Origin of the sequence: Pseudomonas sp. 28 E 9 (assembly GCF_900004785.1) — a bacterium.
In the GTDB taxonomy this organism is placed as follows: domain Bacteria; phylum Pseudomonadota; class Gammaproteobacteria; order Pseudomonadales; family Pseudomonadaceae; genus Aquipseudomonas; species Aquipseudomonas orientalis_A.
In genome coordinates, this window is sequence record NZ_CVTK01000043.1 from 214,993 (window position 1) to 227,376 (window position 12,384).

Here is a 12,384-nt window from a genome sequence, read left to right on the forward strand (position 1 = left end):
AGGAAGCACGCGTTATCGTTGACGTTTTTCGCGAGCAAGCTCGCTCCTACAGAGGACCGGCCACCTGTGTGTTTAAAGAATCGGTGAGATCAAGCGTGCCACCCGCATGCCCAGCTGTTGCAGGCGCCGGGTTTCGCGGCTTTCTTCCTGGCTGACTTCATGGGCCTGGGCGAAGTCGTCCAGCAGCATCTGTTCCACCTCTTTGGCGAAGGCTTCGTCGACCGTCAGCAACATCACTTCGAAATTCAGCCGGAACGAACGGTTGTCCATGTTCGCACTGCCGATGGCGCTGATTTCGCTGTCCACCAGTACCACTTTTTGATGCAGGAACCCGGGGGTGTAGCGAAACACCCGCACGCCGGCGCGTACCGCTTCGATGGCATAGAGGCTGGAGGCGGCGTACACGATGCGGTGGTCGGGACGCGAGGGCAGCAGCACGCGCACATCCACGCCGCGCAGGACGGCCAGGCGCAGGGCGGCGAACACCGCTTCGTCGGGGATGAAATACGGGCTGGTGATCCACACGCGCTGGGTCGCGGCATGAATGGCCTCGACGAAAAACAGCGAGCAGGTTTCGTACGGGTCCGCCGGCCCGCTGGCGAGCAGTTGGCAGAGCACGCCGTCTTCCGGATAAGCGTCCGGCAGGATCAGCGGCGGCAATGCCCGCGCGGCCCAGAACCAGTCCTCGGCAAACGACTCCTGCAAGCATGCCACCACCGGGCCGGTGACCTGCACGTGGGTATCGCGCCACGGTGACAACGGCGGCTTTTTGCCGAGGTATTCATCGCCCACATTGTGCCCGCCGACAAACCCGGTGACGCCGTCCACCACCACGATTTTGCGATGGTTGCGAAAGTTGACCTGGAAGCGGTTCAGCCAGCCACTGCGGGTGGCGAAGGCCTTGACCTTCACCCCGGCGTCGCGCAGCGATTGTACGTAGCGATGGGGCAGGGCGTGGCTGCCGATACGGTCGTAGAGTACGTAGATGTCCACGCCTTCTGCCGCTTTTGCCGTGAGTAGCCGGTGCAGTTGGCGGCCGAGGTCATCGTCGTGAATGATAAAAAACTGGAACAGTACGGCGGTTTTCGCGTTGCCGATGGCCTCGAAGATGGCGCTGAAGGTGGCGTCGCCATTGACCAGCAACTGCACCTGGTTATTGGCCAGGCAGGGCATGCGACCCAATTTGGGCATGGCGCGCAAGGACGCGTAGGCACTGGAGTTGCGTGCGGCCAGCGCTTCCTCGACCCACGGGCGCCAGTTCAGCTCGGCGATTGCCCGGTGCATTTCCTGGTTGGCCTGGCGACGCGCCTGGATGTAGGCATCGAAGGTGCTGCGCCCGAAAATCAGGTAGGGAATCAGCGTGAGATAGGGCATGAACATCAACGACAACGCCCAGGCAATCGAGCCTTGGGCGGTCCTGACGGTCAGTACCGCATGGACTGCGGCGAGGCTCCCGAAAAAATGCAGCGTGGCAATGAAGTAGGCGAGCAGGTGCGGGCCAAAAAAATCCATGAACGACATCACTCCGGGCAGTCCAGTGCGTAACAGACCATGTTCCACAGTGAATGTCGCTATTTTATTTGCCGTGCAACACTGGCGCCTTTGCGGCGTCTAACGCCCACCATTGCCCAGGAGTTACCCGATGAATGCTCGTCTGCTGTGTTTGTCCATGGTTGTTGGTTTGTCGCTGCCGGTGGCGGCGCAGGCGCAGATGTTGGCGCCGGGCTTGTGGGAATTGACCACCAGCAATATGAAAGTCGATAACCAGGACCTGCCGGACCTGTCGCTGATCCTCGGTCAGCTCAAGCAACAGATGACCCCCGAACAGCGCGCCATGCTGGAAAAACAAGGCATTACCATGGCCGGTAAAGGCGTGCAGGTGTGCCTGACGCCGGCTCAGGTCGCCTCCGATTCCATCCCCCTGACCGACCCGCAATCGGGCTGCAAACAGCAAGTGACCGACAAGACCGGCAACCAGTGGAAATTCCGCTTCAGTTGCCCGAAAGCCCAGGGTGTTGGGGTGGCGACGTTCCAGAGCCAGAAAGAATTCACCACCACCGTCAACGGCACGTTCAATGCCACCGGCATCCAGCAAAAGGGCAGCCTGGACACTCACGCCCAGTGGCTGGGTAACGATTGCGGCACCGTCAAACCTCGCGCCTGATCCAGCCGGGCATTGCCAATCAACCCCCGGCTCCTGCTTCAGAACTCGTTTTGCAGGGCCTTGTAACCGCGCACCAGGTCGACATTGGTGCGCGCCACGTCTTCGGAAAACTCCGAGGCGCTGACACTCACCGGCGGGAATTGCGACAGGTCGGTAGTGGGCCCGATGCGGGTGGTGGAGGGGACATAGAAGGCTGCGGGCAGGTCGCGCCCGTCCACCACCGAGTTGTGCCGCACCACGCAGCCGTCGCCCACGGCGCAGTTGAACAGCACGCTGTTGAAGCCAATGAACACGCGGTCGCCGACGGTGCAGGGGCCATGCACGATGGAGCGGTGCGCAATCGAGGTGAACTCGCCGATGGTCACGGCGGCGCCGGACTTGGAGTGGATCACCACGCCGTCCTGGATATTGGAATTGGCACCGATGGTAATGGGGTCCATGGCGCCGCTGGCGTCGACTTCGTCGGCGCGGATCACGGCGTAGGGGCCCACAAACACGTTTTCGCCGATGATGACCTTGCCGCAGATGATCGCGGTTTTGTCGACATAGGCCGATTCGGCTATTACCGGCAGATCGCCGGAAGGGTTCTTGCGAATCATGGTTTGCCCAGCGCGGCGCACAAGGTGTTGAGGTTGTACTCGAACAGCCCGGTAAAGGTGCTGGCCGGGCCTTCTGCGGCCAGGGCATCGGAGTACAGCGTGCCGCCGATCCGGGCGCCGCTTTCGTCGGCAATTTGCTTGAGCAGGCGTGAGTCCTTGATGTTTTCCATGAACACGGCTTTGACTTTGTCCTTGCGGATCTGGGTGATCAACGCGGCCACTTCGGCGGCCGACGGTTCGCGCTCGGTGGACAGGCCTTGGGGCGCGAGGAACTGGATACCGTAGGCCTGGCCCAGGTAACCGAAGGCGTCATGGGAGGTGACGATACGGCGGTTACCCGCAGGCAGCGCGCCGAACCTGGCCTTGGCTTCGGCCAGCAGGCGGTAGATGTCTTTCAGGTAGGCCTGGCTGTTGCGCATATAGTCCGCCTTGTTGGCAGGGTCGGCGGCCACCAGCGCCTTGGTGATGTTGTTGACGTAGATCTCGGCATTGGCCAGGTTGTGCCAGGCGTGCGGGTCGGGGATGGTCTCGCCGTCCTCGTCCATGGTGTGGGAGATCACGCCCTTGCTGGCGGTGACCACCGTGGCCCGGGTTTCGGTGCTGGTCACCAGGCGGTCCAACCAGGGCTCGAAGCCCAGGCCGTTCTTGATGATGAGCCTGGCCTTGAGCAGCGCCTTGGCGTCGTCCGGCGTGGGCTCGTAGGTGTGGGCGTCGGCGTCCGGGCCGACCATGTTGCTGATCTGGATGTGATCGCCACCAATCTGATGGGTGATGTCACCGAGGATACTGAAGCTGGTGACCACCTGGAGTTTGTCGGCGGCCTGGGCCATCGACAGCGGCAGCAGCAGGCTGAACAGCACGAGTAGAGCGCGCATCGGAAAACACCTCATTGGGATGACAGCAAGGGCGGGCGGCGCAGCAAGCCGTGCACCGGACCGAAGACCACGGACAGCAAATACCCGGCGCCCGCCACCAGCACGATGGCCGGGCCGCTGGGCAGTGAGTAATAGAACGACAACAGCAGACCCAGCCATACCGACAGGCATCCCAGCACTGCCGATACTGCGATCAATACCGGCAGGCGCCGGCTCCAGAAGCGTGAAGCGATGGCCGGCAGCATCATCAAACCCACCACCATCAAGGCGCCAATGGCCTGGAACCCGATCACCAGGTTCAGCACTACCAGGGTCAGGAACAGTCCGTGGGCGAGCGGGCCCAGGCGGCTGACGGTTTGCAGGAACAGCGGGTCGAGGGTATCGAGCAACAGCGGTTTGTAGATCAGCGCCATGGCAATCAGGCTGAAGCCGGTCACCCACAGCATGCCGGTAAGGGTGGTTTCATCCACGGCCAGCGCGGAGCCGAACAGCAGGTGCAGCAGGTCCAGGCGCTTGCCGGCGATGCCAAGAATCAACACGCCGGCGGCGAGGGAGATGGGGTAGATGGCGGCGAGGCTGGCGTCTTCGCGCAGGCCGGTGCGGCGGGTGATCCACGCGGATAACCCCGCCATGCCCAGCCCGGCGCCGAGGCCGCCGAGGGTCAGCGCGGGCAGGCTCAGCCCGGCGAACCAGAAGCCCAGGGCGGCGCCGGGCAGAATGCCGTGGGCCACCGCATCACCGATCAGGCTCATGCGCCGCAGGATCAAAAACACCCCCAGCGGCGCGGTGCTGCAGGCCAGCACCAGCCCGCCAATCAGCGCGCGGCGCATGAACACGAAGTCGACAAAGGGCATCCACAAGTGGGCGGCAACCTGCATCAGGCCACCTGCAATTGCGGTTGTGGACGAATCAACTCTTTACTCGGACCCAGCGCGCAGCCTGTGCTTTTGATGTGCAGCACGTCCGGTGTGTGGTGGCGCACCGACGCCAGGTCATGACAGACCACCATCAGCGTGCGGCCTTCTTCATGCCAGGCATGGATGTGTTTCCAGCACAGCGCCTGGCCTTCCTCATCAAGGGCGGCGTGGGGTTCGTCGAGCAGCAACATCGGCGAGTCGGTCAGACTCATGCGGGCGAGCAAGGCGCGTTGCAGTTGCCCGCCGGACAGGGCCATTAACGGGCGTTGCTCCAGACCGCTCAGGCACCAGTCTTCCAGCGCGGCGTGCAGGCGTTCGTTGCGTTGCGGTGCCGTGAGCCGAGTGCCCCACAATCCGGCGGCGACCAGTTCCTGCAGGCTGATGGGGAACTGCCGGTCCAGGTATTGCTGCTGGGGCAGGAAGGCCAGGCCGCCGCGCCGTGGAACATCGACGCTGACCTTTCCTGCCAGCGGCTTCTGCAAGCCGGCGATGACCTTGAGCAGGCTGCTTTTGCCACAGCCATTGGGGCCGATGACGCCGGTGAGGCTGCCTTTTTCCAGGGTGAAATCCACGGCGGGGGTGAGCGGTTGGCCCGGAGCGCCCCAGCGCAACGCATTGCAGGTGATCATGTGGAAGGTCTCGCCCAGCGGCTTTCAGCCACGGCATCGTGCGCGTGCAGGCTTTCGGCGTGGACCACTTTGAGGTGAAAGGCCTTGACCGCATCCGAGTGCTTCAAGGCGAGGTTAAGGCGGCGGGCGGCGTCCTCGCAGAACATCAGGTTCTGCCCATTGGCCAGGGCGAAGGCTTGCTCATCGGCACGTTTCACCGCGGTTTGCACGGCGGTGCCGAGGGCGGCTTCGGCGCTGTTGATCAGGTCGACAATTGGCAATTGCTCGCCTTGCAGGTGCACATGCAACTGCGCGCTGCTGCGTTGGCTGTGGGGGGTGGCGACAATGCCGTTGGCGCTGCCGAGCCAGGTCAACACGTCTGCATGCTGCAATGGCGTGTTGGCGAAATCGTCGAGAAATTGCTGTTGAATCAATTGCCTGGCAAGGGCGGCGGAGCATGGGCAGGTTGATGAGTAGGTCACGTCAATTTTTAGTTCCACGTGGAACATCCGGTTTTCCAGACGCGCCTCAATGCTGACCGGGTAGCGTTTCCAACCGTCCAAAGGGCTGACCAGAGCCGGGCGTTTCAACAGCAAGTTGGTGTGGATACGCAGGTAGGCGTTATTAGATAAATCTTCATGTGTGTCGAGAAAGCGCTGCAGTACATTACGCAGAAGTGCAGGCGTCAGCGGCTGCTGATCGAACATTTCCAGTGCCAGGTACAGGCGTGACATATGAATGCCACGGGCCGATCCATCGTCCAGGCTCACACCGGCATCGGCGGTGGCGAGCAGGCGTTGGCCATCAAACAGGACAGGCAAGGCCACGCCGCACATGCCCACCCAGTCGAGTGGCAAGGCTTGGCGTGAAGCCTGCGCGGCGATATCCGGCAGAGTCAGCGCATTCATAAGAAGGTCCATCGTTGGTAATAATTAGACATGTTATAGTATAACAATGACATTCACGATGAATTTTCTGCTCCAGCCTTTCTTCAGTCACGTCGAGCAGGGACGCTCCCTTATTCGCGGTATCGGTCATGCACAGACGTCAGCTCCTCAACCTGCTGTTGCTCAGCCCCCTGTTCGCCTTGCCGCCGGGGGCTTACGCCACGCAGATCCGCAATGCGCGTCTGTGGCGTTCGGCCGATAAGCTGCGGCTGGTCTTCGACCTCAGCGGCCCGGTGCAATACAAGACGTTTTCACTGACCGCCCCGGAACGCTTGATCATCGACCTGAGCGGCGCAGGGCTCAGTGGCGATTTCTCCCAGTTGGCGCTCAAGGACAGCGGAATTACCTCGATCCGTTCCGGGCATTTCGGCCAGAACGACACCCGCATCGTGCTGGACCTGGCCGCGCCGATGCAGCTCAACAGTTTCCTGTTGCCGCCCCAGGAGGGCCAGGGCCACCGCCTGGTGCTCGACCTGACCCGCGCCACACAGGCGCCTCGTCAAATCGCCGCCGAACCTGCGCCCTTGATCGCGCCGGTGGATAAAACCCATCCCCGGCGCGACATCATTGTGGTGGTCGACCCGGGTCATGGCGGCAAGGACCCCGGCGCCATCGGCTCCAAGGGTCAGCGGGAAAAAGATGTGGTGCTGTCGATCGCTCAATTGCTGGCCAAACGCTTGAAACGCGAAAAGGGTTTTGACGTGAAGCTGGTGCGCAACGATGACTTCTTCGTGCCTTTGCGCAAGCGCGTGGACATCGCCCGTCAGCACAAAGCCGATATGTTCATCTCCGTGCATGCCGACGCCGCACCAAGGCTTACTGCTTCGGGGGCCTCGGTGTACGCGTTGTCCGAAGGCGGCGCCACCTCGGCGACCGCCCGCTTCATGGCACAGCGCGAAAACGGCGCGGACCTGCTGGGCGCCACGACGTTACTCAACCTCAAGGACAAGGACCCGATGCTCGCGGGAGTAATCCTCGACATGTCGATGAACGCCACCATCGCCTCCAGCCTGCAACTGGGCAGCTCGGTGCTGGGTAGCCTGCAAAACATCACCAGCCTGCATCAGAAGCGGGTGGAGCAGGCCGGATTTGCGGTGCTCAAATCACCGGACGTGCCGTCGATCCTGGTCGAGACCGGCTTCATCTCCAACACCCAGGACGCCCAGCGGCTGGTGACGGCGCGCCATCAACAGGCGGTTGCCGATGGCCTGTTCGACGGTCTGAAAAAATACTTCGAGAAAAACCCACCGATGAACAGCTATATGGCGTGGGCGCAGGAGCAGAAGAAAGGCCAGGTCTAGCAACCGGTGATGCGGCTGCAGGTGAATGTGGCGCCGGCTCCGCCGGAACTGGAGAAGCGGTTGAGCGTGGTCCAGCCCACGCGCCGCGTGTAGCCGACCCACGCCTCACCGTCCGATGCCAACCCGGTAAAGAACGTCAGCTGCCCGTAGCGGCTGTTGGTTTGTGCCCAGTAGCGTTTGCCGATCACTTCGAAACCGCGCAAATACGTGGTGCTGCCGACGGTCGCCACGCTGTAGGCATTGCCCAGCGGGTCAACGCAGGCCAGCAGGTTGGCGCTGCGCGTGCAGTGGGCCGACAGGCTTGGGGATTGAGCACAGGCAGGTCCCGCCGCTGCCAATAGCAGGATGTACCGCAGGCGTTTCATCGGGTTTCTCTGGGGTTGGGAGGTGATCAAGCTTCGCGCCCTTCGTCACGCAGAGCAAGGAGGGTTGGCTTGTTTGTATTGTTATAATATAACATAAAACAAAGCCCGGCTTGACCGGGCAGCCTGATGAGAGCGACCTGATGCCCAATCGTCTACCCGTTACCGTGTTGTCCGGCTTTCTCGGCGCCGGTAAAAGCACCCTGCTCAACCACGTACTGCGCAACCGCGAACACCTGCGCGTGGCGGTGATCGTCAACGACATGAGCGAAATCAACATCGACGGCAGCGAGGTCCAGCGCGACGTCACCCTCAATCGCGCCGAAGAAAAGCTGGTGGAGATGAGCAACGGCTGCATCTGCTGCACCTTGCGCGAAGACTTGCTCGAAGAAGTCGGCAAGCTCGCCAGGGAAGGTCGGTTCGATTACCTGCTGATCGAATCCACCGGCATTTCCGAACCGATGCCTGTTGCCGAAACCTTCACCTTTCGCGATGAAAACGGGCAAAGCCTGGCGGATATCGCGCGCCTGGACACCATGGTCACCGTGGTCGACGGCATGAATTTCCTGCTCGACTATCAAGCCGCAGAAAGCCTGGCCTCACGCGGGGAAACCCTGGGGGAAGAGGATGAGCGCTCGATCACCGACCTGTTGATCGAACAGATCGAGTTCGCCGACGTGATACTGATCAGCAAGATCGACTTGATCGGCAGTCACGAGCGCCAAGAGCTGATGGCGATCCTCGAACGGCTCAATGCCCAGGCACACATCATTCCGATGGTGATGGGGCAGGTGCCCCTGCACACCATCCTCAACACCGGGCGCTTTGATTTCGAGCGGGCCGCCCAGGCCCCGGGCTGGTTGCAGGAATTGCGCGGCGAGCACGTGCCGGAAACCGAAGAGTACGGCATCGCTTCCAGCGCTTATCGCGCGCGCCGCCCCTTCCATCCGCAGCGGTTTTTCGACTTCATCGACCGCCCCTGGGTGAATGGCAAGCTGTTGCGTTCCAAGGGTTTTTTCTGGCTGGCCAGCAAACACCAGGACGCCGGCAGTTGGTCCCAGGCCGGTGGTTTGATGCGCCATGGCTTTGCCGGGCGCTGGTGGCGCTTCGTGCCGAAAAGCCAGTGGCCGCAAGACGAAGAAAGTGTCGCGGCAATCATGGGCAACTGGCAGCCGAGCACTGGCGATTGCCGTCAGGAACTGGTGTTCATCGGGCAGAACATTGATTTCGCGCAGATGCGCGCCGAACTCGAGCAGTGCCTGCTCACTGACGAAGAAATGGCCCTGGGCGTCGAAGGCTGGCGTCAGTGGGTCGATCCCTTTGGCCCCTGGTATGAGGAGGCAGCCGCCTGATGCTGGCCCCGGTTATTCCCCTGCGCCCCGTGATCCGCCAGACCTGCGGCGAAACCCCGCTGGCGCTCTCCGATATCCTCGAAGACGGCGTGAACCTGGCGCTGTGGCAGCGCCAATTGCCGCTGCATATCGCCGAGTTCGGTGCGTTGCTGGTGTCGCTCGATGAGCCGCTGGCCGAAGCATTGGTCATCGAGTTGAGCGACGAAGACACCGCGCCGAACTTGCAGGGCCTGGCGTCCGGTTGCCGTGATCTTGAAGGCTATGACGGCTTTATCGCCGATGTCTCCTGGCTGGTCAGCGCATTCGCCTGCCTGCTTGGCGCCAGGCGCATCGGCGTGCGTTTGCGCTTGCTGGACAAGGCGATGTGTCCGCGTTTCCATGTCGACCATGTGCCTGTGCGGCTGATCACTACCTACGCGGGCATTGGCAGCCAGTGGCTGCGCGAAGGCGTCATGGACCGCTGCCGCTTGAGCCAACCTGACGCAGAACCCGCCGAGCGCATCGAGCAGATTCACTGCGGTGAAGTGGCGCTGCTCAAGGGGACAAAATGGCACGGCAACGAAAATCATGGCCTGATTCACCGCTCGCCCGCCCTGAAGGCGAATGAGCGTCGCTTGATTCTCACGCTGGATTGGCTCGCATAAACGCGTAGGATCAAGCGCTCTACACGGTCTGAATGATGCCACCCATGTTGCAGAACATTCCCACCCACGTGATTGCCGGGCCCTTGGGCGCCGGCAAGACCAGCCTGATCAAACACCTGCTTGCCCAGCGTCCGGCCAACGAGCGCTGGGCGGTGTTGATCAACGAGTTCGGGCAGATCGGCCTGGACGCAGCCCTGCTCACGCAAGAAGAGGATGGCATTGCCCTGGGCGAGGTGGCGGGCGGCTGCCTGTGTTGCGTGAATGGTGCGCCGTTCCAGGTAGGCCTGGGTCGGTTATTGCGCAAGGCCAGGCCGGATCGGCTGTTTATCGAGCCTTCGGGCCTGGGCCATCCGGCGCAGTTACTCAAACAACTGGGCCAGGCGCCATGGCAGGACGTGCTGTCGGTTCAGCCCTGCGTGCTGGTGCTGGACGCCCAAGCCCTGGCAGCGGGCAAACCCTTGCCGCCGGCGCAGCAGGAGGCGCTGGCCAGTGCCGGCCTGCTGGTGTTGAACAAGGATGAGACGCTGGATGCGCGGCAGCGTCAGGCCATAGCGCAGCAATTACCCGGCAACGCGGTTTATTGGACGCGTCAGGCACGGTTGCCCATCGAGCAACTGCCTGGTTTGAAGGCACAGGCGGGCGGGGTTGTGGATAACTTTGTGGTGCCCAAAGGCTTGGCGCACATGGAGGCGGTCTGGAGCGACGCCGCGCTGCCGATCTGCCTGAGTCAGGCCCAGGAGGACGGCTGGAGCATTGGCTGGCGCTGGCACCCGAGCCAGCAATTTGATCCGCAGTGCTTGAAGCAGTGGCTGACAGGTCTGGAATGGCGTCGTGCCAAACTGGTTATCCACAGCCGTGAGGCCTGGGTATCCGCCAATGCTGTGGATAACAGCCCATTGGCCTGGCAGCCCAGCGAATGGCGCCGCGATTCGCGTATCGAACTGATCTTCAGCGCACCCCAGGACGTGGCGGCATTGCAGGCCGCCCTGGTGGCCTGTCGTTACTGACGGTTCTTGGTGGCGTGGTCCTGGCGCCACTGGCTCAGTTCGATGACGTCGGCGCTGGGCAGCGGCTCCTTGGCTTCGAACGGGTAGGGCGCCAGTTCGATCTGCGCGCTGTGGGCGCCAAATTGGGTGATGGTCCCGCTGTGGCGAGCCTCGCCCGTCACGGTGAACTCGAAATTGTAGACGCGTGCCAGACGGCGCCGACCCTTGGCATCCTTCACCAGACCGATGCGTTTCAACGCCACCGCGCCGTCGAGCAGTTCGATGTCGAGCTTGGCGCAGTGCTGCTTGACCCGCTCCAGCGCGCGTTCGCGCAAGCCATGGTTGTGCCAGACCCAGGCGGCGCCGGTCGCCAGCAGCATCAACACGAACATGTTTCCCAGGGTCAGCATTCCATGAACTCCAACAAAGTGAGCGCAGCTTAACTGTGTCGCCGGTCTGTCGTACAGGCTGCGTTTAGTCGCATACTGCGCGGCCAGAATTTCAACGGCTTTATGGAAATCTCCTGCATGAAACGTACACCCCATCTGCTTGCGATCCAGTCTCATGTGGTCTTTGGCCACGCCGGAAACAGCGCCGCCGTGTTCCCCATGCAGCGGGTCGGGGTGAATGTATGGCCGCTCAACACGGTGCAGTTCTCCAATCACACACAGTATGGCCACTGGGCGGGCGAAGTGCTGGCGCCGCAGCAAATTCCGGCACTGGTGGAAGGTATCGCGGCGATCGGCGAGCTGGGTAACTGCGATGCGGTGCTGTCCGGCTACCTCGGCAGCGCGGCTCAGGGACGCGCCATTCTAAGTGGCGTGGCGCGGATCAAAGCGCTCAATCCCAAAGCGATGTACCTATGCGACCCGGTGATGGGCCATCCGGAAAAGGGCTGCAGCGTGCCCCAGGAAGTCAGTGATTTCCTGCTCAACGAGGCTGCGGCCATGGCGGATTTCCTGTGCCCCAACCAGCTGGAACTGGACAGTTTTGCCGGGCGCAAGCCGCAATCGCTGTTCGATTGCCTGGCGATGGCCAAAGCCTTGCTGGCGCGCGGGCCGAAGGCGGTGCTGGTCAAGCATCTGGATTACCCGGGCAAGCTGCCGGACGGCTTCGAGATGTTGCTGGTGACGGCCGAGGGCAGTTGGCACTTGCGCAGGCCGCTGCTGGCCTTCCCGCGCCAGCCGGTGGGTGTGGGTGACTTGACGTCGGGGCTGTTTCTGGCGCGGGTGCTGTTGGGTGATAGCCTGGTGGGGGCGTTCGAGTTCACGGCGGCGGCGGTGCATGAGGTGCTGCTGGAGACCCAGGCCTGCGCCAGTTATGAACTGGAACTGGTGCGGGCGCAGGATCGAATCGCCCATCCCCGGGTACGCTTTGAGGCGATGCCGATCAGCCTGTAGATACATAGAACCCAATGTGGGGGGGCAAGCCCCAGCAGCCTATGACTATCTTGCTGATGCTCCACAAATCCAAATGTGGGAGGGGGCTTGCCCCCGATGGCGGCCTCTGGGCCGACCAGGATGCTGGATTGGACGGAGTACATATCCGTTTCTGCGGTAACGGCTGCTAATGGTTCCGCTTTTACAGCGGCTCACTTTTGAAAAGCGCAAAAGTAAGCAAAACGCTCTT

At 62.1% G+C, this 12,384-nt stretch carries 14 protein-coding genes; 6 read left to right on the top strand and 8 right to left on the bottom strand.

Features of this window, described 5'->3' with window-relative positions; all coding sequences use genetic code 11:
* Nucleotides 1-72: 72 nt before the first annotated feature.
* A complete protein-coding gene (gene cls / locus BFQ00_RS12245; RefSeq protein WP_065894378.1) occupies nucleotides 73-1,512 on the bottom strand; it encodes a cardiolipin synthase in 1,440 nt (479 codons plus the stop codon).
* 130 nt (nucleotides 1,513-1,642) lie between these two features.
* Here cls and BFQ00_RS12250 point away from each other — a divergent pair, with 130 nt between their 5' ends.
* Nucleotides 1,643-2,164 (top strand): DUF3617 domain-containing protein, encoded by a 522-nt coding sequence (locus BFQ00_RS12250; RefSeq protein WP_065933659.1) that lies wholly within the window; start codon nucleotides 1,643-1,645, stop codon nucleotides 2,162-2,164.
* A 38-nt stretch (nucleotides 2,165-2,202) separates the two neighbouring features.
* Here the strand turns inward: BFQ00_RS12250 and BFQ00_RS12255 are convergent, their stop codons facing one another.
* From BFQ00_RS12255 to folE2, 5 genes are read right to left on the bottom strand one after another with little or no spacing between them, the layout of a single operon-like run.
* Nucleotides 2,203-2,763, bottom strand: a complete 561-nt coding sequence (locus tag BFQ00_RS12255) for a gamma carbonic anhydrase family protein (protein ID WP_065886671.1) — start codon at nucleotides 2,761-2,763, stop codon at nucleotides 2,203-2,205.
* Nucleotides 2,760-3,638, bottom strand: a complete 879-nt coding sequence (locus tag BFQ00_RS12260) for a metal ABC transporter substrate-binding protein (RefSeq protein WP_065933660.1) — start codon at nucleotides 3,636-3,638, stop codon at nucleotides 2,760-2,762. Before BFQ00_RS12260 ends, BFQ00_RS12255 begins: the two co-directional genes overlap by 4 nt.
* 11 nt (nucleotides 3,639-3,649) lie before the next feature.
* Nucleotides 3,650-4,516 (bottom strand): metal ABC transporter permease, encoded by an 867-nt coding sequence (locus BFQ00_RS12265; protein WP_065933661.1) that lies wholly within the window; start codon nucleotides 4,514-4,516, stop codon nucleotides 3,650-3,652.
* Nucleotides 4,516-5,184 (bottom strand): metal ABC transporter ATP-binding protein, encoded by a 669-nt coding sequence (locus tag BFQ00_RS12270; RefSeq protein WP_065933662.1) that lies wholly within the window; start codon nucleotides 5,182-5,184, stop codon nucleotides 4,516-4,518. Before BFQ00_RS12270 ends, BFQ00_RS12265 begins: the two co-directional genes overlap by 1 nt.
* Nucleotides 5,181-6,071, bottom strand: coding sequence for a GTP cyclohydrolase FolE2 (gene folE2 / locus BFQ00_RS12275; protein ID WP_065933663.1), 891 nt, complete (start codon nucleotides 6,069-6,071; stop codon nucleotides 5,181-5,183). The genes BFQ00_RS12270 and folE2 overlap by 4 nt, the downstream gene beginning before the upstream one ends.
* Nucleotides 6,072-6,199: 128 nt before the next feature.
* Between folE2 and BFQ00_RS12280 the strand changes: the two genes are divergently transcribed.
* Nucleotides 6,200-7,411 (top strand): N-acetylmuramoyl-L-alanine amidase, encoded by a 1,212-nt coding sequence (locus BFQ00_RS12280; RefSeq protein ID WP_065933664.1) that lies wholly within the window; start codon nucleotides 6,200-6,202, stop codon nucleotides 7,409-7,411.
* Here the strand turns inward: BFQ00_RS12280 and BFQ00_RS12285 are convergent.
* Nucleotides 7,408-7,776, bottom strand: coding sequence for a glutamine synthetase (locus BFQ00_RS12285; protein ID WP_065933665.1), 369 nt, complete (start codon nucleotides 7,774-7,776; stop codon nucleotides 7,408-7,410). The genes BFQ00_RS12280 and BFQ00_RS12285 overlap by 4 nt on opposite strands.
* Before the next feature lie 140 nt (nucleotides 7,777-7,916).
* On the opposite strand from BFQ00_RS12285, the gene zigA reads away from it, so the two are divergent.
* The 3 genes from zigA to BFQ00_RS12300 are packed head-to-tail and all read left to right on the top strand — an operon-like array spanning nucleotide 7,917 to nucleotide 10,776.
* Complete coding sequence (gene zigA / locus BFQ00_RS12290) at nucleotides 7,917-9,125, top strand: zinc metallochaperone GTPase ZigA (RefSeq protein ID WP_065933666.1); 1,209 nt, start codon at nucleotides 7,917-7,919, stop codon at nucleotides 9,123-9,125.
* Nucleotides 9,125-9,769 (top strand): DUF1826 domain-containing protein, encoded by a 645-nt coding sequence (locus tag BFQ00_RS12295; RefSeq protein ID WP_065933667.1) that lies wholly within the window; start codon nucleotides 9,125-9,127, stop codon nucleotides 9,767-9,769. The genes zigA and BFQ00_RS12295 overlap by 1 nt, the downstream gene beginning before the upstream one ends.
* 44 nt (nucleotides 9,770-9,813) lie before the next feature.
* On the top strand, nucleotides 9,814-10,776 hold the full coding sequence (locus tag BFQ00_RS12300) for a CobW family GTP-binding protein (RefSeq protein WP_065933668.1): 963 nt from the start codon (nucleotides 9,814-9,816) through the stop codon (nucleotides 10,774-10,776).
* Here the strand turns inward: BFQ00_RS12300 and BFQ00_RS12305 are convergent.
* Nucleotides 10,770-11,165 carry a DUF3301 domain-containing protein gene (locus tag BFQ00_RS12305; protein ID WP_065933669.1) on the bottom strand — a complete coding sequence of 132 codons (396 nt, stop codon included), beginning with the start codon at nucleotides 11,163-11,165 and terminating at the stop codon, nucleotides 10,770-10,772. The genes BFQ00_RS12300 and BFQ00_RS12305 overlap by 7 nt on opposite strands.
* 117 nt (nucleotides 11,166-11,282) lie before the next feature.
* Here BFQ00_RS12305 and pdxY point away from each other — a divergent pair, with 117 nt between their 5' ends.
* Entirely contained in the window at nucleotides 11,283-12,155 is an 873-nt protein-coding gene (gene pdxY / locus BFQ00_RS12310) for a pyridoxal kinase PdxY (protein ID WP_065933670.1), read from the top strand.
* Nucleotides 12,156-12,384 lie beyond the last annotated feature (229 nt).

Bases quoted from the DNA above. Each gene is read 5' to 3' on its own strand.
- cls (WP_065894378.1), bottom strand. From the start codon at position 1,512: ATGGATTTTTTTGGCCCGCACCTGCTCGCCTACTTCATTGCCACGCTG.
- BFQ00_RS12250 (WP_065933659.1), top strand. From the start codon at position 1,643: ATGAATGCTCGTCTGCTGTGTTTGTCCATGGTTGTTGGTTTGTCGCTG.
- BFQ00_RS12255 (WP_065886671.1), bottom strand. From the start codon at position 2,763: ATGATTCGCAAGAACCCTTCCGGCGATCTGCCGGTAATAGCCGAATCG.
- BFQ00_RS12260 (WP_065933660.1), bottom strand. From the start codon at position 3,638: ATGCGCGCTCTACTCGTGCTGTTCAGCCTGCTGCTGCCGCTGTCGATG.
- BFQ00_RS12265 (WP_065933661.1), bottom strand. From the start codon at position 4,516: ATGCAGGTTGCCGCCCACTTGTGGATGCCCTTTGTCGACTTCGTGTTC.
- BFQ00_RS12270 (WP_065933662.1), bottom strand. From the start codon at position 5,184: ATGATCACCTGCAATGCGTTGCGCTGGGGCGCTCCGGGCCAACCGCTC.
- folE2 (WP_065933663.1), bottom strand. From the start codon at position 6,071: ATGAATGCGCTGACTCTGCCGGATATCGCCGCGCAGGCTTCACGCCAA.
- BFQ00_RS12280 (WP_065933664.1), top strand. From the start codon at position 6,200: ATGCACAGACGTCAGCTCCTCAACCTGCTGTTGCTCAGCCCCCTGTTC.
- BFQ00_RS12285 (WP_065933665.1), bottom strand. From the start codon at position 7,776: ATGAAACGCCTGCGGTACATCCTGCTATTGGCAGCGGCGGGACCTGCC.
- zigA (WP_065933666.1), top strand. From the start codon at position 7,917: ATGCCCAATCGTCTACCCGTTACCGTGTTGTCCGGCTTTCTCGGCGCC.
- BFQ00_RS12295 (WP_065933667.1), top strand. From the start codon at position 9,125: ATGCTGGCCCCGGTTATTCCCCTGCGCCCCGTGATCCGCCAGACCTGC.
- BFQ00_RS12300 (WP_065933668.1), top strand. From the start codon at position 9,814: ATGTTGCAGAACATTCCCACCCACGTGATTGCCGGGCCCTTGGGCGCC.
- BFQ00_RS12305 (WP_065933669.1), bottom strand. From the start codon at position 11,165: ATGCTGACCCTGGGAAACATGTTCGTGTTGATGCTGCTGGCGACCGGC.
- pdxY (WP_065933670.1), top strand. From the start codon at position 11,283: ATGAAACGTACACCCCATCTGCTTGCGATCCAGTCTCATGTGGTCTTT.